We start from the raw sequence: 24927 nt of genomic DNA, 5'->3' as shown, positions 1-24927 counted from the left end.
TTGCCTCCTAAAAAAACAACCTCTTTTTAATGTTTTACACTAACGGAGAGATTATGCATTTCGGCTACTGCTTTGAAAGCCATTCGAACGCCTCTCTTTTCGTCAGCCAGTCACAAACGATATAAATAACGGTATAAATAGGAATGGAATAGACATACTCCCACCCAGTCATCACATAGTAACCAGCCCATACGAAGATCGGCTCACCGATAAATCCTGTCAGCAAGCCATAAAATATCCCCTTTTTCCACGCGGCAATGTGTGGTTTTGTCTGAATCAAAAACATGATGGTCACCGGCAGTAGAGCAAAATGGTAGAGCGACCACGCCGGAAACGTGGGCGTGACTTTACTGCCATAATGCCACAAATCAAGTGCTATACCGATATAATCCAAACTCACTCCAATGATGATCGAAAATAATCCCGCATATAACAGCCGGTGTGTGCTATCTTTTTTACGATAAAAAAGCCAGAATATCCACGGAGCTATTGTTAATAAAACAGCGATCCACCAGCCACCATGCAGAAATATATGATCCATCCAATAAGGTGTGAATTCATCATGAAGCTGCTGGAACCGGTCAAAATAACTGTCGATGGTGTCTGTTTGCTGCGATTTAAACATTCAAATCCCCTTTTTCTTTTAACTTACCCTCATATTTTAGTGTAATATCAATAACACAAAACAATTTGAACCACTTTTGAGAAAGCCGCATTTTTTATGGGGAAATGCGGCTTTAGCCTTTCAAACTTAAACATCTGCATTTTCATCGAACAGCGAGATTCCCGTTGATTGCATGTCATTTTAATCGTTGGCCAGTTCGTCCCTGTCACTCGCACGGGGCGGTTCTTCCATCCACCCATGATCAATAAGCAGGTTAGCACCATCTTCCGAGTACTTCAGAATTTCGTGGATAAACCGATCATAATGTACTGTTAAGTCACGTCTAAGGCTCGTGGAAATACTTGTTCCATAATAGCCAACACCCAGGCCGATGAGCGCCGTCACGATAAACAGCATCATTTTATCGGAAAAGGGCGGAACTTTTGATTCAGTTACAAATGTATCGGATGTCATCGGTACAGGCAAATCATCCTCCCGTAATATAGAACCGAATATTTCATTATGTTTATCTGCGATTTTTTTGCCTCGAGTAAAAAATTGCCCGACCTTTTTGGTTTGTGCAATTTGGCTGAACCCCACCAATGTCGCACTCCCCAACGCATTACGCTGGAAATTGGCATACAGATTTGCGATCTCCAATGACAAGAGCGGCCGTCTTTCCCCAAACCACCCAGTCAGAAAGGATTGTTTTTTGACATAATCCACTTTATCCGGGTACGGAATGAATGGCGAGCGGACGAAAAGTCCTTTTGAAAGTAAAGCCTGTTTTGCCATCGTGTCTAATTCTTTGGATTCTTGCAGACACTCGGCAAAATAGGCATCAATATCGGGTCTGACAGCCAATGACTTGGCGACACTGTACGCATTCAGTGATATTTGTGACATTTGAAACATGAAATGGAGTAAATATTGATCGGAAAACAGCCTTGGTGCTTCGATATTTAAGTCCTGGTTTTCCGAAAAACCAGCAGGCACCGGATAATCTTCCCCGTTGAATATAGTCGTCAGTTTCGCGACGTGCCCCTCGGACAATTTTAAAGCGTGTTCTAAAATGTTATGTGCGTCAGGATCCTCGCACGTTTTCAAAAAATATTTCAGGATACATATGGATGCCGTATCATTTAGGTAGGATGTCCAGATCTGCGATAGCTCGGCAGAAGTCAACTGAACAGCTGATTCGTTTGCCATCATTCGATTCCTCCAGAATAATCATTCTGTTGTTATTATTTGACTCAAAATCTAAATTATTCGTTCCAAGGGCTTGACCGTTTGTAACCTGCAAGCATTTCAAAGAGCACTATATTAAATAAAAAACAACCTTTCATCGAGGTTGTTTTTAGAAAGAGTCTTATTAAGTTCGCTTATTATAACGATTCCACACCGCTCTCCAAAATCGAAAACGTACCATTGTCACAATCCACATGTGTCATCGCACCATACGGCAAAACCATCTTTGGCTCTATTCATTATAATGGTGTAATAGCCGTCAAAATGGTTTAATGTAGGTAACACAAGGAGGTTAGATCAATGTCACACGAAAGACTCCAAAAATTTTTGCCGGCAATTCGAACATTGGACACTGACAAACCGTTGACCAAGCACGACTTATCAGCGGATTCGTTTTTAATAAAAAAAGATGGGGGTCTCGGCATGTACTACGCCCCCCATAACGAGCACATTAACATCGGGGCAAAGGTTGTGATTGCCGGCATCACCCCGGGATGGCATCAAATGAAGACCGCTTACGAGCAATTCATCAAAAGTCTTGCGGCCGATAAGCCACTGGAAGCATGCCTAAAGGAAACCAAACAAGCAGCCGGTTTCGCTGGCTCCATGCGAAAAAACCTTATTAACATGCTTGATAAATGCGGTATTCCAGAAGTACTCGACATCCCAGGCTCAGCTGACTTGTTTGGGATAAACAGGATCCTCCTGCATACCACATCGATTATCAAATACCCAGTGTTTATAAAAGGAAAAAACTATACGGGACATCAGCCATCTATCGATCGTTCACCTATATTGCAGCATTACGCTTACACTGAATTCCCGAAAGAATTGGCAGAAATAACACCGCCTGCACTTGTCATCCCGCTTGGAAAAACAGCGGACCGCGTAATGTCAAGACTGGCAAAGGAACATAAACTGCCTGATCATTCCTATTTAACCGGATTTCCCCATCCATCCGGGGCAAACGGGCATCGCGTCAATCAGTTCCGGCAACAAAAAGTACAGCTTCAAGCAAAAGTAAAAACATGGGGTGACGGAATACCTTCTAGTGGAATTTCTCCTTAACTTGCTTTAACGTCGCTACGATAAGAAAGCTAACAATCACTAATAAGAGCCAAGAACTCATCTTGCCCAGGTGGACGATGCTCCACGCATCGGTCTGGTTTGGGTATTCCCAAGCTCCAAAGAACGTTGCGATATTTTCGGCGATCCATATAAAAAATCCGATGAGCACAAAAGAAAGCGCGAGCGGCATACGGTAACGTGTCCCATCTATCTCATATGTGACCCATGATTGCCAAAAGACGATCATCACAAGTCCGGCTAACCACCAACGAATGTCAATCCAGTAGTGGTGGGTGAAAAAATTAAAGTATATAGCAGCTGCAAGGGGTACAACTGTCCAAAACGGCGGCCACTTCACCAGTTCAAGATTCAATCTCCTCCAAGCCTGACAAAGATAACTCGCTACACTTGCGTACATGAATCCGCTATACAAAGGAACGCCAAGAATCTTAAAATGCCCTTCCTCCGGATAAGACCAGGAGCCCATATGTACCTTGAAGATTTCAAGCATAAGGCCAATAAAATGGAACAATGAAATAACTTTTAGTTCATCACGTGTTTCCAGTCCGGAACGCAACATCCACCACTGCATCAAAAGGAAGATAACCAGTAGCCAGTCATACCGGGGGAGGAAGGGAAGCGGTATAATTTGTGTGACCGCCAACGATGCGAAAATAACGACAGGAAACAAACATGAAAGGGCCTGAGCCCAACCAAAACGAATAAGCTGCTTCAGTGCCCTCATGAATTGTGCCTTCAACGTTTTTTTCTGAAAATCATCTTGAATGGTTACATTCATGCTTAGCCCCCTTTCGCCTTAGACCTGGGTATCTTCATCATTTCGGTATTCCAAAATATCCCCGGGTTGGCAATCTAACGCCTTACAAATTGCATCTAAAGTTGATACTCGAATCGCTTTCGCCTTGCCATTTTTTAATATAGAAAGATTCGCCATCGTAATGCCAACCCTCTCTGAAAGTTCTGTTACACTCATTTTCCGTTTAGCCAGCATCACATCAATATTGATTATAATTGCCATCTTATTCACCTCAGACCGTTAAGTCATTTTCCGATTTGATGTCAATCGCTTCTTGTAAAAGCTTCTGAAGAACAGCAGCAAAGACTGCGATCACTATTGAAGCACCAATAATGACCATTCCGATTAATATGAGTCCTGGCGCGTCATCCCACTCCGCTATAATATAGACAAGTGGCAGTGCCACCACATACAAGCCACTGATTGTGATTGCACAGTTTTTTATATTTTTTAGAGCTCTGACAGAGATGTGGGAGAAAGCTTGGTTCTTGTCAATATAACTTAAGAGTCTTAACGCTTGGTACAGTGCAAAGTAAAACGGTATCGTTGCAGCATACATAATGATTAACATGCCAAATACCACATAAGCCAACTCTGAGTCCCTTCCTGCTTGCAGAGTAGCTTCATTCGCTATCTGAGGCAACAAGAATATGCACAAAGCAAGAACCGGGATTCCAATAAAGATAACAGCTATTTTTAAAAAGAATGTTGATCCCTTTTTCATCAAAAGCACCTCACTTCATGATTGTCATTTGATATTAACACAATTTTTATCGAATAACAATAAATAATTGCCGAATTATATCATGACTTTATTGTTTATTTCGAACACAAATAAAGAGCATTCTTATTTCAAAGGAATGCTCTAAAATTAAAACAATTTATCATTATATTGGCAAACACTTAACTTTCTGGCCTGTGTGATATCTCCTCAATAAGGGTTTTGTAATTTTGCTTATTCCCTGTTGTCTCCGCAATGTTTAAAAGCGCATTGTAATATTTCCTTTTATCTAAGTCATGCATATACTCGTATTCGAAACCTCTAGCCGTATAAACGGCAAATTCCCAGACGGCTTTATAATCGCGCTCATTGACTCCTTGGGCTATGGCGTCCAAGACTTTTAGGAGTTCCACAGTTATGACTACATTATCCCTTGCATAATGACGAATGGAGGCGAAGCTAATATATAAATAGTCCTCAAAATTGAGGTTTTGTAAAATAACACGTAATTTATCATCCTTATCTGTTAAATAGGGAGTAAAGTTTGCCTTCCGGGAAATGTTTATAAGCAGGTCCCCGATCTGATAAATGAAACCTGTTGCTGTTTTGATATCATCATTGCCTAAAGCGCGAACTGCAATTTCAACAAATTTATCAATGCTGAATTCAATATCCTGAATTTCTGTCTGATCTTTTCCAATATGAAACATTTCTTTATATTTAAATTCATCGATTGTTGTTGCTTTATCTTTCTTCCAGTAGGTCAACAAAGGTGTCGAGTCAAAGATAAAATTTCCAACTTTGAATTCCAACCGAATAATAAGATCATCCTTAATAGCTTCGTCAATTAATGAGACGAAGTCAACAGTTTGTAAATAACCAGAAAAATCAATGCCGATTTGACGCCCCTGATCTTTCGGGAGTTGGCCTTTTATCGTATCATGATCCCCTACTCTGTACGGCTCAAGATCTCGAAGCAAAGAATGCTCAATAGCATTGATGGACTCCCTTTTCATTTCATCGCCCATGTTCGTTACTTGAAGCCAAGTAACGATATGGTTAATAAAATAAACAAAAGCGCCTAATGATAAAGCAGCAAGTACTGTTGCCGTTACAGGGATCAAGCAATATTGAGTGGCTGATCCCCCGTCAAGAAATAGTAAACAAAGCAATACATACAGGAAACTACCCGTAAAAATCCCCAAGGTTCGCTGTGTCCCATTTGTCATCATAAAATTCTTGAGGATTCTTGGGGAGAATTGAATGGAAAAGGTGGTTAACGCCGTTAAAACCCCATAAAAAGTAAAAGAAGTTAAGGATAAAAGCCCCCCTGTCAGGGTACTTAAAATCGTGTTGGTTAATTGAAACTCAGCAGTAATTATAGAAGGCATCATGTTGCCAAATTCCATTTTCAGGTCCCCCCATACTGTTACAGCAAAAAGCAGCAGAGACATAACTGCATAGATAATAGGGGTGCCCCAAAGGTTAGAGTAGATCTGGTGCCATTTCTCTCTTTTAGACATGTTTCTATATTTCTTAATTTTATTTTGCAGTTTATTCCGATGCTTCATTTCATCACCTCTAATTCATCATCCTTTGGTGCTTCCGTAAGTGAAGGTGCGATACTATCATGGTGAATCGGATGCCCTTTATTCGCTTGATAGTTTGTATGTATCCCTTACAGGGACGTATAAAACGAAAAAAGCACCACTTTTTGAAGTGATGCTAATCAGACTTTCTTTTCACATGGTTTACTTTGCATCCTTTATTCCGCTCTTTTCTCACTGCTTTTAACGCTATCATCCAGTTTCCTTAGTGTACGCCAAATAGTGAACGAGGCGTACCCGATCAATAGAATACCAGGTATGATCATAAATAAAATGCTTCCATTTGGGGATTGGGCAAAATTAGCGACATAACCTGCATATGGGATGGTAAATCCAGTGTACAGCCCTACGACATCTTCAGCTAAAACCGGGGATGAGTCCGGCGCATTATTATTATCCCCTTTGGTGGTATAAACCACACCGCTGTCTGTTTCTGCAACTTCTGTAATTCGGTGGGTGATTAAATTATCTTCTTCACTGACAAATGTAATTACGTCGCCTTCCTGAAAATTTGATTTCTCTCCTTCATCTACCGATTTTACAGCAATGAGGGATCCTGTCTGTATACCAGGTTCCATGGATCCCGATAAGACAGATTTCAATTGATAGCCGAATACTTCAGGCTCTCCCCCCGCTAATTTGATGGAAATAACCAATGCCGCTAAACTTATTAATAAAATAATTAATACAGCTGTCACTATCCGGTTGGTCCACTTTAACACCATCGTTTTCATCAACACGTTTCACCTTCTTGCAATGGCTTATTGTCTTTATTTGGACTCTTATCTGCGTCAGCATTTTCTTTTACTGACTGTTCCTTTTGGGTTCCTCCGGGCAGTCCTCTCCATTGCCGCTCCACGTCTCCTTTTCTGCAGATTTACCAGCTTCTCCACTATCCCTTTTACCTATTGTTGGGTTCACCCTTATCAACAATGTCATAGGACGTGTTTAAGGTAATACTTTCTATATTCATACTACCTTCATTGATAAGTTTAAATTGAGTTTCCTGTGTACCCCCAGGCATGAGACCCTCAACTTGAAAAATTGGTTCTTTATTTAACCCAAGATCCAATGATCCAGTTGTAATCGTATTATCGGTGGAAGCAGCATCCGTAAAATAGGCGCTTGTTCCACCGGTGATCAGACTTATACCGATCCCAGCCAGGACGATACTGTTTTTATGCTCATTTCAGCCTCTCCTCTGGCAGCTGTAAAGTAATGAAGTGGTTTCTATCAGGTGTCAAAGCCAGACGTTTATCTGGCCTCGAACGACCAATTAAGTTTTAGCTCGTCACCTTGGAATTGATTTTGACTTTCCCCGTTATCCACAAATTCGAATTGGACATACATGGTATCGCTGCTTCCTGTTGGTAAACCGCCTGGTTCATTTTCAAATCCCAGGACATTTTTGGCGACCGCATCCGGAGCCATGTTCTGCAATTCATACAGCGTTGTCGAATAAATGATATCATTATATTTGTCGCCCTCCGACTTATCATAGTTCTCAAGGAAATTCACGCGGATATGTTTGCCAAAATCATCTGTATTGTTCCCTTCTGCATCTGTTACCTCATAACTTGTATTTAATAAAACCTCTGATATATCCAACGAACCGTTATTCTCCAAATAGAATGTGCGGAATTCGTAATCACCAGGCCTTAAATTATCCACATTAATAATGACCTCCGGATCAACCGAAAGATCCAGCGTACCTGCAGCAAACGTATTGTCAGCTTCCGCCGTATCGCTAAAATACGCAAAGGTGCCGCCGCTCACCAAAGAAATTCCCAATGCTGCGGATGCAATACCCATTCCCAGTTTCTTTTTGATCCCCATTAAAATAGACCTCCTATAACTTTTTAAGATGCCAGAGTCTGTTTGGCAACTGTTGATCATAAACATAATGCCTAGCCAATAGATGCTGAATGAATAACTGTTTTTTCATTACACAATCGGGATACCGTTTCGCTGGAATGCTGCAGCCTCCAAATCAGACATTCCCTGTATTTCAGCAAAGGCAGCAAGGTTGTCCCCGATTTTCGGTCCATAATTTTTCGGTGGTGCTGCATGTCCCATCATACGCCCGCGGCCGCGATTTCTGCGTCCAAATGGCCCCCATATCGCAAAGGTAATCCCGGGCGTTTGAATATTCACGAATGCCGTTTTTCCATCCGGCGAAAATGTAATGCCTGCCAGTTCTGAATCATTCAAAGCATTTTCCGCAAACACATACGTATCGCCTTCAGGTGTCAGCCCGATAATGCGGTCGGATCCCCCTCCATCTTCCACAATCCATAGGTCCCCCCATGGCGTGACATTAATGTTATCCGGAGCTTCCAGATCATTGGCTGCAGTTGATTCATAGAAAAGTTCCAGCGTATTGGTGGACGGTATGTAGCGGTAAATGCGTCCAAGGTCTTTGCTGCCGGCATCCGTATCAGAGAACCAGAATACACCCTCCACAAAATGGCAGCCTTCTAATCTGCTGAATTGTATACAGCCCTTTTGCCCGGCTTCCATGCTTGGCTTTTCCGGATCAACATCTTTCCAGACGATGCCATATTTCTTGCCTGAATTATAATTGCTTGCTTCATTCCGCGGCAGTTCTTCAATCGCAGCAGCCTGTAATGTGCCGCCTTTTTGCAGTGATCCAATCGTTTGACTGCGGTCTACCGGCAGATAACGATAAAAATAGCTGGGAGAAGCATCTTCTGTCATATAGACAATCCCCGTTGCAGGGTCAACGTCCACCGCCTCATGTGAGAAAAGCCCCATCTCCCGGATTGGCGTTTTGGACAAATTGTTTTCCGGGTCATTTGGATCCACTTCGAAAACATAGCCGTGGCCTTCTACCAGTGTTTCCTCACATGTGATCCACGTTCCCCATGGTGTCCCCCCGCCTGCACAGTTCCGATAAGTACCTGCAGATGAAACATAGTCACTTAGCAATTTACGGTCGGGGCCGACAACCAATGTGGTCGTTCCGCCTATGTTATCCTTATGATACGGGTTTTTACCAATTACCGGGTAGTCCGACTCCTGGGATAGTTCATGATTGCGTACGAGAATAGTAGAGTTGTTCTTTCCCTGGAAGGCAGCCATGCCATCATGCATCGCTGGTATCGGGCGTCCATCTGAAAGTTTACCACCCTCTTCAGACAAAATACGATATTGAAAACCCCTCGGAAGGTTCAACACACCGCCCTGGTCTTTTGCCAGCGGTCCATACCCGCCAAATGAACCCTTCGACCTTCCCGGTGCCGCTAATGCACTATTTCCGGTTAGGGAAAGAAAACCTGATGTTCCCAGCGCGATAGCTGCTGTGCTCATGCCACTCATCTTTAGAAATTTCCGTCTGTCCATATTCGACTCGCCACTCATTAAAGATTCCTCCTTTGAATTTAGACAACCTTTTTTTAACGGGGTCTATTAGCAGAGTAACAGTACAGTATTAACTCACTATTTAAATCGTGTAAATTTATTGTTAATTCTGCTAATTCTGGCTCTATCAGCAATCAATTCATGTTAGGATAAACTTGAAAATAGAGAAGAAGATTCTATTAAAACTTTTAAAAAAGGAGATGTATTATGTTATCCAGTATCGGTATACCGGGATTGATATTAATTTTGATTATCGCACTGGTTATATTTGGACCAAAAAAGCTTCCCGAAATTGGGAAGGCCACTGGACAAACATTAAAGGAATTTAAAAATTCCGCTAGCGATTTAACTAGGGATGAGAATAAGGAAGAGCAGGATGGCGAAAAACATATGGCCGAGAAGCAAAGCAATTAAAGACACGGTCCCCCATTTCATTAAAGTGATGCGGGGATCTTATCATTTTATTATAACTGATGAACACCTAAGGGAGTGGTAAGCATGGATGAAGCCAAGCAATGGACAAACAAAAAAGAAATGAATATCGTCGGGCATTTGTCTGAACTTCGGAATAGAATCATCGTAACGCTACTATTTTTCAGTTTATTTTTTACTGCCGGCTTTTTATATGTACGAGATATTTATGCCTTTTTTATTAACGCTATCAATATTGAATTGGTGGTTATAAGTCCAGGGGAAATTATATGGGTTTATTTTTCCATGGCCGGGATTGTTGCAATTACCGGAATCCTTCCTATATTAGCCTATCAAATTTGGGCATTTATTAAACCGGGTCTGGCTCCAAATGAAAGAAGAGTATCGCTAGCTTATATTCCTTTCATATTCTTATTGTTTATGGCCGGCCTTGTGTTTGGTTATTTGATATTCATCAAATTCTTATTTCCTTTTTTGCTCAGTTTAAATGATGGCATGTTCGACGTGATGCTTACAGTTGACAGGTATTTTAAATTTTTGTTTCGTACCGTTGTACCTTTTGCCATTCTCTTTGAACTGCCGATAATAGCGATGTTTCTAACGTCGCTTGGCATAATCACTCCAGCATTCATGCGAAGAACAAGGAAATATGCCTATTTTATTTTAATCGTTCTCAGTGCAATGCTTACACCGCCCGATTTGGTCCTGCCGCTTCTGATAGCCATCCCATTGATCATACTCTACGAAATCAGTATCCACTTGTCCGGGATGGTTCATCGTAAGAACCTGCAAAAACATGAGGAGTTTATGGAGCAGGAGATAGTATAGCGGTAAAAGGGCTTCATCACAACTTGAGAACAAAATAAGGACAACAAAACAGGTAAGTTGCTCGCCTTGTGATATATTGCATATTTCATTACTGTATATTTTCATGTATACTATAGCTATAAGGAATGAACATCCAGAAAGGCGGATTGCCCATGCCAATACCTGCAAATCATTCAAGACCCGTTCGTCAATCTGCAAAGGAGAACGCATTCAACCAGCTCCAACAGTGGATTATTGATGGAACGCTGCTTCCCGGTGAAAAATTAAATGATACCGAACTTGCCGATGCACTGGGAATCAGCAGAACGCCGATCCGTGAATCCTTGCAGCTCCTGGAAGTACGAGGGTTTGTTAAGATGTTCCCGGGGAAGGCGACACAAGTTACTGAGATTGAAAGAGAAGCCATTAAAGACCTTCTCCCGCCATTGGCAGCGCTGCAATCCTTATCCGCCGAACTGGCCATTGACCATGTGACCGAGGATCAGCTCACGCAACTCGGAAGTATCAACGAACGCTTTGCAACATCAATCTATTCCGGTAACAGTTATGCCGCGTTAAAAGTCGATGAAGAATTTCACCAGTTGATCGTTGATATAACGAAAAACACTTATATCCAGGGAGTTGTAGAGTCATTGCAGGCACATGTTCGCAGGCATTTTTTCCATAATTCTATTGTCTTAACCGAACAATCGATTGATGAACACAAGGCCATTATCACCGCCATGAAACATAGCGACAAAGAGAAAGCCACAGCCGTCATGAAAGAAAACTGGCTCCGTACATTACAGGAATTTTAATAGGAAACAACTAAAAATCCGGCCCTCGTGAAAGAGGAAGCCGGATTTTTTATAGATTATGATGCATGAACAGCAGCGGTATTTTGAAAACGGCTGATGGTGCCGGTGACTGCAATCACAACAACAGCCGGCAGCAACCATCCGAGTCCCTGACTATATAGAGGCAACGATTGTTCATAAAAAGCGACAATAGGCTGCATCCAGCTGAAATACTCGATTCCCAATGATTCACAGAGCGACTTGAGACCATCAAAGATACTGATCAAAAACGTAACCGCGATGGTTGAACCGTAAACCACCCGTGCATGGTTAAACAACGGAGACAAGAACGTCAAAAGCATTAGCACAATCGCCAGCGGATATAAGAACATCAAGACTGGTACAGAATAGGTGATAATGTTCGCCAATCCAAAGTTTGCAATGATAAAGGTTAACGTTGCAAAGAAAACGACCAGTGTTTTATAACTGAACTGCGGAAAAAGCGAGTGGAAATATTCCGCATTGGCTGTTGTCAGACCGATCGCCGTCGTCAAACATGCTAGTATAATGGTGATGGCAAGCAGAATGGATCCAAACGTGCCAAAATAATGGGATGCAGCGCTACTTAAAACCGGTCCGCCAGTTTCAAAGATTCCGAAAACCTGTGTGCTCGTTGCACCCAAATACGCGATACCGGCATAGATCATTCCAAGCAGTAATATGGCAATACTGCCTGCCTTTATAGTTGTTTTGAGAATATCTTTATTGGATGTTACACCCATTGCCCGAATAGCATTAATGACGATAATACCAAATACCAACGATGCAAGTGCATCCATTGTATTATACCCTTCAAGGAAACCGGTTATAAATGCTCCACTTGCATACGCTTCCTGGGGGGCTTCGATCGCTCCCATCGGATTGATAACCGCCGTAATGAGAAGAACCGCAAGCAGAACAACCAGCCCGGGTGCCAAAAGCTTTCCGACATTATCAACAAGCTTTCCAGGTTTCAATGAAAACCAGAGTACCACAGCGAAAAACAGTAATGTAAAAATAAATAGCCCGATTTGCTGCGACGATTCACTAATAAAAGGCGATATACCAATCTCAAATGCAACCGTGCCTGTACGAGGGGATGCAAAAAATGGGCCGATCGTCAAATAAAGCAGCGACGTAAAAAACACGGCATAAACCGGGTGAACACGGCTTGAAAGTTCCTGCAAATTACGACTTCCCGAAAAACTCATCGCTATAATTCCAAGCAGCGGCAGACCCACTCCTGTAATTAAAAATCCTATAACTGCCGGCAAGAGGTTTGTCCCGGCATTTTGACCAAGCTGTGCGGGAAAAATCAGATTTCCAGCTCCAAAAAATAGTGCAAACAACATGGCGCCAACTGCTGCGTAAGAAGAAAAAGACAGTTTCCCTTTCATGATAAGTTCCTCCTATGATGTTTAACTCATATGCAATATATCGATGATATCTATCATACTATCTTCCATTGCGAAATGCAATATATTACATGAAATTTTTCGACGATTTTCGTAAATTAGAAAATACCAATCAACTTAAGAACATTTAATTTTTCATAAATTCTATGTAAAAAAACATGGGAACGAAAAAGCAGGAATAAAGAATGAATCTTTCATAAATACAAACCTTTTTCCGCTATAAATATAGCACATCTCGTTTAACCTGTTCTTTTATCCTATTAAATACGGCCCCCTATTCCACTAGAGCATATTTTCCCGCTTAACAATTTTTAACAGCCACTTAATAATCACCTTTTATAATAGAAATCGATTTGAAAATAGAACAAAGAAAGGGGCAGATCGTATGTCTAAGGAAAGATCGCTGGATGACATGATCCAGCAATTAAATGAGGAGACCTTGCACAATCATGTTGACAGACGCGGATTTATCCAAGGTGCCGGAAAAATTGCCGGTATCTCACTGGGTATGGTCATAGCACAATCTATGACCGGGGCTAAAGTTGATGCGGAAGCAACATTCAGTGATTATCCATTTTCGCTTGGGGTTGCTTCAGGGGACCCGCTTCCTGACAGTATCGTGCTGTGGACGCGATTAGCACCAAAGCCTCTCGAAGGCGGGGGCGCACCTTCACGCAATATACCCGTGCATTGGGAACTGGCAAGCGATGAAGGCTTTCACAATATTGTACAGCGTGGAACAACCATAGCAAGACCCGAATTGGCTCATTCCGTACATGTGGAAGTAGAACGCTTGCAGCCTGACACAGTCTATTACTATCGTTTTAAAGCAGGAGACGAATACAGTCAAGTGGGACGAACGAAAACAGTTCCAGCCCACAATGCAAGTGTGTCCAGTCTGACGTTTGCATTTGCCTCCTGTCAGCAATATGAACACGGCTACTATACAGCATACAAGCATATGGCTAATGAAGACCTCGACCTTGTCTTCCATCTTGGAGATTACATTTATGAATACGGCCCAAATGAATATGTATCTGGCAGCGGAAATGTGAGAACGCACAAAGGACCGGAAATTATGACACTGGGCGATTACCGCAACAGGCATGCGCAATATCGAACTGATGAAGATCTGCAAGCTGCCCATGCTGCATTCCCTTGGGTCGTAACCTGGGATGATCATGAAGTGGAAAACAACTACGCGGATACCACTCCGGAAAAAGGGCAGTCTGTTGAAGAATTTGTGCAGCGGCGCATCGCTGCCTATCAGGCATATTATGAACATATGCCGCTTCGAAAATCGTCTATGCCACATGGAACGGATATGCAGTTATACCGCAATTTCTCTTATGGCAATCTGGCAAATTTCTATGTGCTTGATACGCGTCAATACCGCTCCGATCAGGCAAACGGAGATAATAGTTCACCGCAGACTGAGGAATCGCTGGATCCTTCTCGTACCCTGCTGGGCGACAAACAAGAAGGATGGCTGCTTGATGAGCTTGACAACTCACAATCCGACTGGAATGTCCTGGCACAGCAAATATTCTTCTCAGAGCGAAACTATGGGGAAAGTCCGAACGATCCATTATACAGCATGGATGCATGGGACGGTTATACGCCTGCCCGCCAACGGATTACTGACTTTGCAGCGAATAAAAAAATGGATAACCTGATTGTCCTGACCGGCGATGTCCATGCCAGCTGGGCATCCAATCTGATGGCAGATTTTAAGGATCTCCAATCACGTATCCTTGGGGCTGAATTTGTCGGAACATCAATTACATCAGGCGGAAACGGTGCGGATGAACGTGCGGACACAGACCGGATTCTTGAACAGAATGAGCATATCAAATTTTTCAATGACTACCGGGGTTATGTGCGCTGTCAGGTCACACCCACACAATGGAAGACTGACTACCGTGTCCTTCCATATGTGACCAAACCAGGAGCGGCTATTTCCACAAGAGCATCTTATATTTATAAGAAAGACCAAAACGGCCTGGAAGAGATTTCTGCAACAATCGTTCCACAAGGACAGAAAAAATCAAATGAGGTGGAAGACGATCGTTATCGTGCACATGATCGTGCGCATCAAAAGCAGCAAAAGAATACAAGTCAAACACAGCCAAATTAGAAATACGTCTTTATATTGAAAAGACAAATCTGCAGGATAGAATCGAGCAGGCGCAGTCATAATGGCTGCGCCTCTTACAACACTCCACATTATTCATTTAAATAGCTCCAGGCAACATGTCCCACTGATTTGGCTGCCACAAGAATGGCATCCTCGTCGATATCGAATTTAGGATGATGATTAAAGTAAGGCTCGTTCACCCCTTTAGGCGTACAACCAATGTAGAAATAAGAGCCGGGGATTTTTTCCAGGTAGTAGGCAAAGTCATCTGATGGCGCCAATTTAGGAAATTCCTTTACCTCATTAAATTCTTTATCTTGGATGCTATTTAAGGTATCTGCGACAAATGCAGTCAATTCAGGATTATTATATAATGGCGGATAGTCAGGTGTATACGTCAGTTCGCACGTTACGCCGAATAACCCTTCTAATCCTTCCACAATCCGATGAAATTCGTCATCAATAACTTTCTGTGTTTCATCATCCGAATAGCGTATATCCCCCTCAAGTTCAATACTGTCTTTAATCACATTAAAACTTCCCTTACCGTCAAATGAACCAATTGTTATGACCCCTGAATGCATTGGATCCACACGGCGGCTGACAACGGTCTGAACAGCTGTTACAAAGTGGGCGCCTGCAACGATGGCATCATTGGCTTTGTGAGGCGATGAGCCATGCCCGCCAATTCCCTTAATCTTCAATTTAAAATAGGTCCGGCCATTAAAGGAATAGCCACTATGGTAACCGACCGTTCCTGCCGGTGCCATTGGCAGAATGTGAATGCCGAATATCGCTTCCAAATCATCCAGTTTGCCTGAATCCACGATGCTTTTGGCACCACCAGGGGGCTGTTCCTCAGCATGCTGGTGAATAATTTTAATGGTACCTTTAAGCTGATCCTTTAATTGGATGAGACAGTCCGCCAAAATTAACAAATAGGCTGTATGGGCGTCATGCCCACACGCATGCATCACACCTTCACTCTGCGATTTAAATGGAACATCCGCCTCTTCTTTGATTGGCAGTGCATCAAAATCTGCGCGAAGCCCGATTGTTTTACCCCCAGAAGCGCCTTTGATTGTGACAATGATGCCATGTCCATTTCCTATGTCCGTTTCAACTTCAACATCTTTTCCGCTGTAAAAATCGGCAATATATTCTGCTGTTTTTTCTTCTTCAAAAGACAGCTCCGGATGCTCATGCAAATAACGCCGGAGTTCAATCATCTCATCTTCCCGATCCTCCAGCAATTTCATTAATTCATCTCTCATCATGTAAAGCTCCCTTCTATAGTACACGCTTACCCTTTATATTTCCCCAATGCTTATCCGACTTAATCATTAGGAGCTGCCAGCATCTTTGGTGGTTAATATATAGCACATTACCAAAGGTCGGGGAATATTTCAGTATGGTGATTTTCGGCAGCTGCCGAAAATCTACATTAGCGGGGTGTACCGACTCTTTTATCGCGCCGCGCGATTTTATGCCACCTCGCGCGAAATTTCATGAGTGTCGCGCGATATCTTGAGCCTGTCGCGCGATTTTGGGCCAACTTCGCGCGGAATTCAACACCCTTCGTCCTCCAAAGGACCACAAAACTCCCGGAATCTTTTGTTTCTTAAACATAAAAAAGCAGTCCAATTTATGTAAATTGAACTGCTATAGCCTCACCGAAACAAGTCCATCAGCCGGCCCCAGAAGCCTTTTTCCTCTTCGTTGCTGGTGTCTTCCGTTGTTTCCGGTTCTTCCACTTCAATTGATTCTGTCTGCAGGACGAATTGCACAACGTCGACCTTTTTGTTTTTATCCGAGACAAACGATTGCGGTTCAAAATCAGAGGCATCGTATTCGTCCATCATCTTATCGACTTCTGACTGCATGTCACCCGGCAAATCATTCGTCTTGTCCTGAAGTTCTTCTGTACCGTTTTTCAATTCGCTTGCTCCGCTGTTCAGCGATGAAGTGCCATTGGCAAGCTCCTGTATGCCGGCATCAAGGTCCTCATAGGAAGATGCCAGGCTGCTGACACCGTCTGTATACTCCACGAGACCACTATGGAATGACTGGTACTCGGAAGCGAGCGAGGACAGTCCATTCTGCAGATCCTTCAGTGCCCCCATCTGATCCATGCTTTGCAGACCTTTTTCGACCTTAGAGGCTGTTGATTCTGCTTTATCAGCCATTTCTCTGATACCGCTGGAAACATCACTCAATGTTCCCTCCACAGAGCCGAAAGCTTTCTTAACCTCCTGGTACGTTCCTTTAGCATTCTGCGCAGCCTGATAGGTTTCGAAGAGCTGATCCAGGACCTTTTCCTGTTTAGCGCTATTTTCGCTTTGTTCTTTCGTTTGGCCCTGATTAGCACCATTTTCGCTCTGTTCTTTTGTTTGATCCTGATTAGCACCATTTCCGCCTTGTTCTCTAAGCTGATCCTTGATGGCATTAATTGTCTCTTGATCGATTTGATAGTCCGGAATACTGTTTATCGCGTCTTTCAAACTGCCATTCGCATTATTGTAATTCTCTTTCAGCTTATCTAGCCCATCAGCAGATTCACGCAAGCGGCTTGCTAGGTCACGAATTCCGCCCGGCAGTGCTTCAAGCTCACTCAGGTCCGGTGCATCAGGTACGCCGCCCTGCACTGCCTCATTCACTTGATTTAAAGCATCTCGAATACTGGCAGACCCATTGACCAGCTGACCCGAAGATTGATCAAGCTCATTGATGCCGCTTAGATAATCGCTCGAACCGCTGCTCAAATCCGAGGCACCGGAACTCAAATCGGAAATGCCGCTATTCAAATCGCCGACACCCTGATTGATCTCACTGATGGCATCAGACAAGGACTGCATATTACTTTTCATGCCGCCAAGATCCGGGTCCTCAATCGACATTGAATACGGGGCTGCCGATATATCAATTGGATCCATCTCAAAATCCGTCACGTTAGCGGAAACGACGAATTCCTCTTCTTTCTCAGGCATGACAGTGAATGACAGTTGGGTGTTTTTTCCAGAAGTCGCCTTCGTGCCGTCCGGCGCCTGGATGTCATCGGCTTTCGTTGGATCAAGTGTCAGCGAGATCTGCAGCAAATAGTTTTTGAAAAACACGGGATCGACATTTTCATTGGCAGATGTGGCGATCTGAATTTCGAGTGAGCCGCTTTTACCGGCCAGTTCATCAGGCGCCACTTCTTCCCCGTCCAATAAATATGTGATGTCGATATTCCATGGGAGCGGACGGTTATCCAAGTCGCCCTGATAATAAAATTCCTCGCCCTCTGCCTGGAAGCGGACTTTATTATCACCAGTCTGTTCGATTTCGTTTAAATTGCTCAAATTACGCACATCGGTATAATTTCCGTGGTCCACGATTGCACCGGGCTCGGTGACGTGAAACGTGTTGACCACATACATATCCTGCAATGCGCCGCCGGCATCCAGATTGCCATAAATCGCTTCGTCCTTGGCGGAATACTTGCCGGATGTATTCTCCGCATCCGGCTTATCTCCGCCGTTATCTTCAGCTAAAGCGGCTAAAGGCGTCGAGCCAAATACCAGAACGGCACTCATCAATAGAATCATTAATTTTTTGAGCCGCATAGCATCACTTCCCCTTAAAAAAGTTTGGTTTCCATGTTGTTTTTTCAATAATCCGGTCACTTATAAGCAACAATGCCGGCAGTAAGAACACAACCAGCAGAAACGCCAGTAACGCACCCCGTCCGAGCAAGAGCCCAATGGAGCCGACGATTGGATCGCTTGATGTCGCCCATAGGATAAAGCCGACACTGGACAAAATCGATGCGGACACGCCAATCGAGAAGATTTTTTCATTTATGGTTTTCTTAATCGCTGCCATTGCGCCCATCTCTTTGCGATTATGCGTATAATTTTCCGTGAATAAAATCGCGTAATCAACGGTCGCGGCAAGCTGTACCGTACTGACAATCAGATACCCGATATAAACGAGTGATGAGTTGGTGAAGTACGGCACCGATAAATTTAGCCACACAGCGGACTGAATCGTCAGTAGCAAGATAACCGGAATAGAAATCGAACGGAATGTGACGAGCAAAACAATGGCAATCGTTATGATGGTCAATAGGTTCACAACCGTATTATCCTGTTCAACGATGTCCTTCATGTCATACAAGGTGACACTCTGTCCCAAGGCATGAAAATCATCACCATAGTAATCCGCTGCCGTGTCCCTCACATTTTCCACGAGGTTAAAGGCTTCATCACCCTCATTATTGGTCGTTGTATTTATCGTAATCCGGCTGTAATTCTCCGAAAAGAACTGTTCTGTCTGTGATTCATCGAGGTACTCCGGCGGTATGCCCGCCCCGACGGTATCAACATAAGAGACAGTGCTTTTCACATGATCGAGATTATCAAGCTCCTGAACGAGCTCTTCTTCCCGGGCAAGATCGCCTTTTGGCACCAGCAGCACCATCGGCGTAAATTTGCCGAACGACTCTTCAATTGCAGCGGCATCACTGCCCGCCCGTGTATTTTCCGGGTGTCCGCCAGTTCCATAAAGGAAGTTGGTCTGACTCTGGGCTAGAAACGCCGGCACAATCAGAATCAGTATCATTAAAAGTACAGGGATGCGCAATTTCATGACATGTTTCCCAACGCGGTAAACACTCGGCATAAATGGCCGGTGCTGTGTTTTATCAATCCATTTGTAAAACATCAGCGTTAATGCCGGAAGGAAAACCATTACACTGATAAAGCTGAGCAGTATCCCTTTCACCAAGTTCAGACCCAGATCAGCGCCAAGCCCAAATTCCATAAACATCAGGGCCGTAAATCCAAAAACCGTTGTTGACGCACTCGCTGCAATGGCCGGGAAGGACCGCTTCATCGCACGTTTCATCGCTTCGGTCGGATCTTCCGTCTCTTTTCGGTAATCGTCAAAACTGTGTAGCAAAAATATCGCATAATCAAGCGATACAGCCAACTGCAGAATCGGTGCCACCGCTTGTGTTATAAACGAAATCTCACCGATAAAAATATTCGTTCCAAGATTGATCAGGACCGACACCCCGATCGCTGTCAGGAAAAATACCGGTTCAATCCACGACCGCGTTGACAACAGCAGGATCAAAATAATAATTGGCACAAGGATGAACGCGGCATTCATCGACTCCTGGCCGGTGCTTTCCTGTGATATTGCCGTATCCAGGGCATCACCTGACATCGCGTTCTCCTCACCGATTAATTCATAAATGGCGTCAGTCGTTTCCACTTCTTTGCCTTCTTCAATATGGAAAGAATACAGCGCATTGCCATTCTCATAGTATGACTCAACGGTATCAGTATCCGCCATTTCAATCGGTTTTTTAATATCAATCGCATCATCGAGCCACATCACTTCAGAGACGCCATCAACTGCTTGGAGTTCTTCCTTGAATGCTAATGCCTCCGATATGCTCAAGTCCTTCATCATGACACGGGTGTTGGCAACAGCCCCGTCAAATTCCTCATTCATAATCTCCGTCGCTTCGATGGACGGCGTATCATCCGGCAGAAAGTCAACCATATCGTGATTGACTGGTACACCAAACTGCGCCGCCGCGCTGATGATCGTCAGCAACAGAAATGTGATCACAATCGATTTTTTATGTTTTAAAATGCGTGCTGTCATATCAATCGGTGTTCATCCTCTCTTGCATCATCCATTCGAACACGATAATATTATATACGACACCGTGTTGGATTTACAACAAACAGTTTTATACTATGCGTACAAAAAACAACATTTCGAAACAATATGTTGCTAATCGCTCAAAAGAAAGTGTGACGATTTTATGAATGAAAAACTTGACCGCCGGAAGAAATACACCCGCATGGTCTTAAAGGATAGTTTAATCACATTATTGAAAACGAAACAGATTTCAGCGATTACTGTTAAAGAAATCTGCGGAGAGGCTGATATCAACCGTTCGACCTTTTACAGCCATTATCATGACCAGTTTGACTTACTCGAGCAGATTGAGGAAGAGCTGATTGCGGATTTAAACACCTATTTAGATCAATATAATTTCGAGCAGGAAGCAGAAGCATTGAAGATGACCGAGAAGCTGCTGGAATACGTCATCTCCAAGCGTGATATCTGCCAGACACTCCTCAGCGGAAGCGGCGACCAATCCTTTGAGCGGCGTGTCATGGACGTCACTCGGACATTCCTGATCAAAAGCTGGATCAACAACAATGAAGTCGACCCGGATATATCCGAATATGCTGGCACCTTTGTCATCAGCGGCAGCATCTACGTCATCAAGCATTGGCTGGCAAACGATATGGACAAGTCCCCGAAACAAATAGCCGAGCTGATCAACAGTTTCAGGTTTAGGGAGTGACGAAGTGGCGTAAGGGTTGCTGCGGGGATTGCGCGAAATCGAGGGATGCTCGCGCGAAATTAGGTCTGGTCGCGCGATTCCGTGCGGTTCTCGCGTGAACGCTGCAGTACCAACTATACCGACAGAGCGGCTGTTTTATGCGAGGGGTGCCAAAAAGATAGTGTAACTTTTGAAAGCTACACTATCATGCCAGTAACTATTATCATATTCAATTCTCATATACAATTTCTACTAAAGTGTAAGGGCTGGGGCTTTGTAAGTTTATTTTGCAAATATCGCTTTTCAAGTTAGCCTTCTGTTAATTTTTTCGCTGTTTCGTATAAAACATTTGCTCCACGGGCTAAGTCGTCTTCATGCGTGAATTCTTCCGGACAGTGGCTGAGACCATTTTTACTAGGTACAAAAATCAGACCGACATCTGTTACATCTGAAAAGACCATAGCATCATGACCGGCTCCACTGTTCATAGTGCAATGGGAGATGTTCAGATTAGCACACGCCCCCGACAGTATGGAATGAATATCTTCACTTAACGCTTTTGGCTTAATATATAATCTCTGTTCCACTGACGTTTTTATGCCACTGCTGTTGTATGAACGAATGATCTCCCTGACATTTTTGAGAACATTTAAGATGTGCTCTTCTTTTCCGGATCGGATATCAATCGTAAAATTAACGTCATCGGGAATAACGTTTGCCGCATTTGGCGATACCTGAAGACGTCCGACAGTTAGAACAGTATTGTTCCCTTCATTGATTGCCAACTGTGGTAATTTCGAAATGATGTTGGTTGCGGCCATTACCGCATCAGACCGTTTATCCATCGGGGTTGTTCCAGCATGGCCGGCTCGACCGGTTATTGTAACGTTAAGCTGTGTTAACCCGACAATCGACTGCACAACGCCTATTGGTATGTCATTTTCCTCTAAAATTGGTCCTTGTTCAATATGCATTTCCAAAAAGGCCTTTATCGTTTGCGGATCTCGATACGTTGGCAACGACTTATCCAACCCGGCATTCGACATGGCTTCGGTTGCCGAAACGCCATCAAAGTCCCGAACATCTTTAAAATCTGATTCTTTAATAGAACCTGTGATACCACTGGATCCCATAAGACCACGGAAACGGGAACCTTCCTCTTCAATCATCGCAATGACTTCCAAAGGATAATTTGGAGTCAATTTATTCTGCTGAAATAGCGCTGCAACTTCCAGGCCAGCTATAACACCTGCTGCACCATCATAGGCGCCACCGTTCGGTACACTATCAAAATGCGATCCCACGATAACACTTGGGGCATCTTTCATTTTTCCTTCTAACTTACCAAACATATTCCCGAGCCCATCTTCTTTGACAGCTAACCCGTATTCTTTCATTTTTTCTTTTATATACTTACGCGCCTTTAGATCTTCTTTGCTGTAAGAGAGTCTTGTGACGCCATTTCCAGGTGTTTTCGTAAATTCACTCAATTCCTCAACACTTTTTTGAATCCGCTCGTTATTGGCTTTCATGTAATTCCCCTTCCATATTACTTGACTATAAATGATTATACCATATCCCTCTTCTTGCAAATACGGCTTTACAGAAATCCGACAAGTACACCTGCCAATACAACAGAAACAATTGTCACGGTAACAAATCCTCCAACCAACATCGGCGGCAGCATATGACTTGTCAGAACTTCTCTTTCCTCTTCATCATCTGTTAACGATTCAATCACTTCATTCGTAATAATATAATCAGCCGGAAAACCATACAGGGCAGTCAGCGCTACAGCAAAGGACATTTTTTTACTAAACTTAAGGAAAATCCCGGCAATAAGCGAAAATATATACATACCGATTACACCCAATGCAATGCTGCCAATGAGAATTGATAATATATCCATCATCATATCAGGTGTAGCATTTTTCAACCCATCAAGTATATATAGCATGAGTCCAAGCATAGCAAATCCGAATCCATTGGCCTTTTCCAGGGCACGTCTCTCGAGGAAACCAACATGTGTCGCAATAACCCCGAACAACAAACAAAGCACATAAGGACTGATTGACACAATGGGATCCAAGACAGTTGAGACAAGATAAGCCAGGTAACCAACAACAGCTAATTTGAGGAATTTAAAGTAATTCGTATTATATTTTTCCGGGATTCTCTCAAAAAGTTTTACACCCGTATTTTGATGTTCGACTGTTGCAGCTGCTTCCTTCTTGGCGAGTTGTCCATTTCTATTAAGTTTAAGCAGACGCTTTCCTTCCTTCTTCAACATTATTGATGTTAACGGATAACCTACGAAACCTTGCATCACATAAACAACAATAGCGAATACTGATAAGCTCATAAGCCCCGCTTGTGTAGCACCTTCTGACATAATAAGTGCAGAGACCAGTCCGCCTACTAACGGGGGAATCGCCACAATCACAGTTTTAATACCAAATAACAGTGTTCCAATGCTTAACAAAAGGGCTATGGCGCCCAAGATACCCGATAATGCAATAAGGACAGTTTTCCATTGCTTCTTTAGTTCCTCTATAGAAAGCAATGTACCCATATTTACAATTAGCAGATACATCAAGGCTGTTGCTACAACGGACGGGATCCCTGCCTGAGCAACGATTTCTTTCGGAAAAAAAGTCCAATACCCCAATAAAAAGAGAATTGCGCAAATGAATATTGATGGTACCCACGCTTTTGTCCTTACAGTGACAAAATCACCAATGAATAGAATGAAAATAACAACGAGTAGTGCTAGCATCTGTGACATATCTAAAACTCCTATGAAAAATTTAATGAATCATATTTTAACAATTCAGTTATGGAATTTAAAGAAAGTTTTCTAACTTTTATTAAATCAATCCTTTAAAATACTTTCCGTAATTGGGCGGATTTTCCTTTATTGGTATAATTGCTATCACACCCATTCATTCGTTTTTTAAATAGTAGCTGAAGGCAATGCCTCCAACCGAGGTAACACGTATTTTGGAAAATTAACTAGTCTTTTAATGCGAACATCTCTTTATACCCTATAATCGAAGTAAGTCCAGAAAACGGGGCATGATCAGGAAAAATATTATTTTTTTCTTGAAACCATGCCCCTTTTTTACGTTTCAATTCGATTATAGGATGAAGAGGTCTATCCAGCCGACATGTACTTTATCGCAATGTTTCAAACGCCCAAAACTAGGTAAAACAGACTGAGAAACGACTCGTTAAATAGTATCTATAACGATTAGCCGGTCCAGGACAAGCCGACCGCCTATTCGGCGGCATGCGTCAAAGTAGCATCGGCCGTTTCGTCATCCCGTATATTATTGAGGCGTTTACGGAGGGCAAATGGATTTCGGTGTAGAAGAAAGCAAGGGAATTTCCGTTTTGATAAAAATACGAGGAGCCCCATTGTTAAGTAAGAACGCTGGGGCTCCTCTTGTATAAAGCACTGTAATGTTGTGCATAGAAATTACCAAATTGGAAGAACAGGACT

General features: G+C 43.1%; 23 protein-coding genes. 6 read left to right on the top strand and 17 right to left on the bottom strand.

Annotated elements, in window-relative coordinates; genetic code table 11:
- Positions 1–64: 64 nt before the first annotated feature.
- The gene (locus tag ON01_RS12330) at positions 65–625 is read right to left on the bottom strand and encodes a CBO0543 family protein (RefSeq protein WP_010531356.1); all 561 of its coding nucleotides are present in this window, start codon (positions 623–625) and stop codon (positions 65–67) included.
- A gap of 180 nt (positions 626–805) precedes the next feature.
- On the bottom strand, positions 806–1813 hold the full coding sequence (locus tag ON01_RS12325; protein ID WP_010531355.1) for a DUF3231 family protein: 1008 nt from the start codon (positions 1811–1813) through the stop codon (positions 806–808).
- Between the two features lie 339 nt (positions 1814–2152).
- On the opposite strand from ON01_RS12325, the gene ON01_RS12320 reads away from it, so the two are divergent.
- Entirely contained in the window at positions 2153–2920 is a 768-nt protein-coding gene (locus ON01_RS12320) for a uracil-DNA glycosylase family protein (protein ID WP_010531354.1), read from the top strand.
- On the opposite strand, the gene ON01_RS12315 is transcribed toward ON01_RS12320, so the two are convergent.
- The 9 genes from ON01_RS12315 to ON01_RS12285 all read right to left on the bottom strand — a co-directional run bounded on the left by ON01_RS12315 (position 2901) and on the right by ON01_RS12285 (position 9446).
- Positions 2901–3665: a DUF817 domain-containing protein gene (locus ON01_RS12315; RefSeq protein WP_010531353.1), complete on the bottom strand. Its 765-nt coding sequence runs from the start codon at positions 3663–3665 to the stop codon at positions 2901–2903. The two genes, ON01_RS12320 and ON01_RS12315, sit on opposite strands and share 20 nt — an antisense overlap.
- Before the next feature lie 72 nt (positions 3666–3737).
- Entirely contained in the window at positions 3738–3959 is a 222-nt protein-coding gene (locus ON01_RS12310) for a helix-turn-helix domain-containing protein (protein WP_010531352.1), read from the bottom strand.
- 10 nt (positions 3960–3969) lie between these two features.
- The gene (locus ON01_RS12305; protein WP_010531351.1) at positions 3970–4461 is read right to left on the bottom strand and encodes a DUF2975 domain-containing protein; all 492 of its coding nucleotides are present in this window, start codon (positions 4459–4461) and stop codon (positions 3970–3972) included.
- A 179-nt stretch (positions 4462–4640) separates the two neighbouring features.
- On the bottom strand, positions 4641–5981 hold the full coding sequence (locus ON01_RS12300) for a DUF2254 domain-containing protein (RefSeq protein WP_280990987.1): 1341 nt from the start codon (positions 5979–5981) through the stop codon (positions 4641–4643).
- 242 nt (positions 5982–6223) lie between these two features.
- Complete coding sequence (gene sipW / locus ON01_RS12295; protein ID WP_010531349.1) at positions 6224–6799, bottom strand: signal peptidase I SipW; 576 nt, start codon at positions 6797–6799, stop codon at positions 6224–6226.
- A complete protein-coding gene (locus ON01_RS20085) occupies positions 6799–6924 on the bottom strand; it encodes a hypothetical protein (protein ID WP_280990986.1) in 126 nt (41 codons plus the stop codon). Before ON01_RS20085 ends, sipW begins: the two co-directional genes overlap by 1 nt.
- Before the next feature lie 42 nt (positions 6925–6966).
- Positions 6967–7230, bottom strand: coding sequence for a TasA family protein (locus ON01_RS20240; protein ID WP_425357508.1), 264 nt, complete (start codon positions 7228–7230; stop codon positions 6967–6969).
- An 89-nt stretch (positions 7231–7319) separates the two neighbouring features.
- On the bottom strand, positions 7320–7901 hold the full coding sequence (locus ON01_RS12290; RefSeq protein ID WP_010531347.1) for a TasA family protein: 582 nt from the start codon (positions 7899–7901) through the stop codon (positions 7320–7322).
- A 108-nt stretch (positions 7902–8009) separates the two neighbouring features.
- Positions 8010–9446, bottom strand: coding sequence for an alkaline phosphatase PhoX (locus ON01_RS12285; RefSeq protein WP_010531346.1), 1437 nt, complete (start codon positions 9444–9446; stop codon positions 8010–8012).
- 207 nt (positions 9447–9653) lie between these two features.
- On the opposite strand from ON01_RS12285, the gene tatA reads away from it, so the two are divergent.
- From tatA to ON01_RS12270, 3 genes are all read left to right on the top strand, one after another.
- The gene (gene tatA / locus ON01_RS12280; protein WP_010531345.1) at positions 9654–9860 is read left to right on the top strand and encodes a twin-arginine translocase TatA/TatE family subunit; all 207 of its coding nucleotides are present in this window, start codon (positions 9654–9656) and stop codon (positions 9858–9860) included.
- Between the two features lie 84 nt (positions 9861–9944).
- Positions 9945–10706 carry a twin-arginine translocase subunit TatC gene (gene tatC, locus ON01_RS12275; RefSeq protein ID WP_010531344.1) on the top strand — a complete coding sequence of 254 codons (762 nt, stop codon included), beginning with the start codon at positions 9945–9947 and terminating at the stop codon, positions 10704–10706.
- Positions 10707–10858: 152 nt separating this feature from the next.
- A complete protein-coding gene (locus ON01_RS12270; protein ID WP_010531343.1) occupies positions 10859–11503 on the top strand; it encodes a GntR family transcriptional regulator in 645 nt (214 codons plus the stop codon).
- A gap of 56 nt (positions 11504–11559) precedes the next feature.
- On the opposite strand, the gene brnQ is transcribed toward ON01_RS12270, so the two are convergent.
- Positions 11560–12918 carry a branched-chain amino acid transport system II carrier protein gene (gene brnQ, locus ON01_RS12265; protein ID WP_010531342.1) on the bottom strand — a complete coding sequence of 453 codons (1359 nt, stop codon included), beginning with the start codon at positions 12916–12918 and terminating at the stop codon, positions 11560–11562.
- Positions 12919–13321: 403 nt separating this feature from the next.
- Here brnQ and ON01_RS12260 point away from each other — a divergent pair, with 403 nt between their 5' ends.
- Positions 13322–15073, top strand: coding sequence for an alkaline phosphatase D family protein (locus ON01_RS12260; protein WP_010531341.1), 1752 nt, complete (start codon positions 13322–13324; stop codon positions 15071–15073).
- A gap of 89 nt (positions 15074–15162) precedes the next feature.
- Here ON01_RS12260 and ON01_RS12255 read toward each other — a convergent pair whose 3' ends face one another.
- From ON01_RS12255 to ON01_RS12245, 3 genes are all read right to left on the bottom strand, one after another.
- Positions 15163–16347: an amidohydrolase gene (locus ON01_RS12255; RefSeq protein ID WP_029329108.1), complete on the bottom strand. Its 1185-nt coding sequence runs from the start codon at positions 16345–16347 to the stop codon at positions 15163–15165.
- Between the two features lie 396 nt (positions 16348–16743).
- Positions 16744–18678: a YhgE/Pip domain-containing protein gene (locus ON01_RS12250; RefSeq protein ID WP_010531339.1), complete on the bottom strand. Its 1935-nt coding sequence runs from the start codon at positions 18676–18678 to the stop codon at positions 16744–16746.
- Between the two features lie 4 nt (positions 18679–18682).
- Positions 18683–20731: an efflux RND transporter permease subunit gene (locus tag ON01_RS12245; protein ID WP_010531338.1), complete on the bottom strand. Its 2049-nt coding sequence runs from the start codon at positions 20729–20731 to the stop codon at positions 18683–18685.
- Between the two features lie 163 nt (positions 20732–20894).
- On the opposite strand from ON01_RS12245, the gene ON01_RS12240 reads away from it, so the two are divergent.
- Positions 20895–21446, top strand: coding sequence for a TetR/AcrR family transcriptional regulator (locus tag ON01_RS12240; protein ID WP_010531337.1), 552 nt, complete (start codon positions 20895–20897; stop codon positions 21444–21446).
- A gap of 287 nt (positions 21447–21733) precedes the next feature.
- On the opposite strand, the gene ON01_RS12235 is transcribed toward ON01_RS12240, so the two are convergent.
- Both ON01_RS12235 and ON01_RS12230 read right to left on the bottom strand, forming a co-directional pair.
- Positions 21734–22957 (bottom strand): Zn-dependent hydrolase, encoded by a 1224-nt coding sequence (locus ON01_RS12235; protein ID WP_010531336.1) that lies wholly within the window; start codon positions 22955–22957, stop codon positions 21734–21736.
- Between the two features lie 68 nt (positions 22958–23025).
- Positions 23026–24210, bottom strand: coding sequence for a hypothetical protein (locus ON01_RS12230; RefSeq protein WP_010531335.1), 1185 nt, complete (start codon positions 24208–24210; stop codon positions 23026–23028).
- Positions 24211–24927 lie beyond the last annotated feature (717 nt).

Source organism: Lentibacillus jeotgali, assembly GCF_000224785.1.
Classification (GTDB): domain Bacteria; phylum Bacillota; class Bacilli; order Bacillales; family Amphibacillaceae; genus Lentibacillus; species Lentibacillus jeotgali.
Note: the sequence above shows the minus strand (reverse complement) of the source record. Positions and strands in the feature narration are given on the sequence as shown.

What these genes read in the sequence shown, in the direction of transcription:
- ON01_RS12315 (WP_010531353.1), bottom strand. Translation starts at nt 3,665, where the DNA reads ATGAGGGCACTGAAGCAGCTTATTCGTTTTGGTTGGGCTCAGGCCCTT.
- ON01_RS12240 (WP_010531337.1), top strand. Translation starts at nt 20,895, where the DNA reads ATGAATGAAAAACTTGACCGCCGGAAGAAATACACCCGCATGGTCTTA.
- ON01_RS12325 (WP_010531355.1), bottom strand. Translation starts at nt 1,813, where the DNA reads ATGGCAAACGAATCAGCTGTTCAGTTGACTTCTGCCGAGCTATCGCAG.
- tatA (WP_010531345.1), top strand. Translation starts at nt 9,654, where the DNA reads ATGTTATCCAGTATCGGTATACCGGGATTGATATTAATTTTGATTATC.
- ON01_RS12320 (WP_010531354.1), top strand. Translation starts at nt 2,153, where the DNA reads ATGTCACACGAAAGACTCCAAAAATTTTTGCCGGCAATTCGAACATTG.
- ON01_RS12245 (WP_010531338.1), bottom strand. Translation starts at nt 20,731, where the DNA reads ATGACAGCACGCATTTTAAAACATAAAAAATCGATTGTGATCACATTT.
- ON01_RS12290 (WP_010531347.1), bottom strand. Translation starts at nt 7,901, where the DNA reads ATGGGGATCAAAAAGAAACTGGGAATGGGTATTGCATCCGCAGCATTG.
- ON01_RS12285 (WP_010531346.1), bottom strand. Translation starts at nt 9,446, where the DNA reads ATGAGTGGCGAGTCGAATATGGACAGACGGAAATTTCTAAAGATGAGT.
- ON01_RS12330 (WP_010531356.1), bottom strand. Translation starts at nt 625, where the DNA reads ATGTTTAAATCGCAGCAAACAGACACCATCGACAGTTATTTTGACCGG.
- ON01_RS12305 (WP_010531351.1), bottom strand. Translation starts at nt 4,461, where the DNA reads ATGAAAAAGGGATCAACATTCTTTTTAAAAATAGCTGTTATCTTTATT.
- ON01_RS12255 (WP_029329108.1), bottom strand. Translation starts at nt 16,347, where the DNA reads ATGAGAGATGAATTAATGAAATTGCTGGAGGATCGGGAAGATGAGATG.
- sipW (WP_010531349.1), bottom strand. Translation starts at nt 6,799, where the DNA reads ATGAAAACGATGGTGTTAAAGTGGACCAACCGGATAGTGACAGCTGTA.
- ON01_RS12310 (WP_010531352.1), bottom strand. Translation starts at nt 3,959, where the DNA reads ATGGCAATTATAATCAATATTGATGTGATGCTGGCTAAACGGAAAATG.
- ON01_RS12300 (WP_280990987.1), bottom strand. Translation starts at nt 5,981, where the DNA reads ATGTCTAAAAGAGAGAAATGGCACCAGATCTACTCTAACCTTTGGGGC.
- brnQ (WP_010531342.1), bottom strand. Translation starts at nt 12,918, where the DNA reads ATGAAAGGGAAACTGTCTTTTTCTTCTTACGCAGCAGTTGGCGCCATG.
- ON01_RS12250 (WP_010531339.1), bottom strand. Translation starts at nt 18,678, where the DNA reads ATGCGGCTCAAAAAATTAATGATTCTATTGATGAGTGCCGTTCTGGTA.
- ON01_RS12230 (WP_010531335.1), bottom strand. Translation starts at nt 24,210, where the DNA reads ATGTCACAGATGCTAGCACTACTCGTTGTTATTTTCATTCTATTCATT.
- ON01_RS12260 (WP_010531341.1), top strand. Translation starts at nt 13,322, where the DNA reads ATGTCTAAGGAAAGATCGCTGGATGACATGATCCAGCAATTAAATGAG.
- ON01_RS12270 (WP_010531343.1), top strand. Translation starts at nt 10,859, where the DNA reads ATGCCAATACCTGCAAATCATTCAAGACCCGTTCGTCAATCTGCAAAG.
- tatC (WP_010531344.1), top strand. Translation starts at nt 9,945, where the DNA reads ATGGATGAAGCCAAGCAATGGACAAACAAAAAAGAAATGAATATCGTC.
- ON01_RS12235 (WP_010531336.1), bottom strand. Translation starts at nt 22,957, where the DNA reads ATGAAAGCCAATAACGAGCGGATTCAAAAAAGTGTTGAGGAATTGAGT.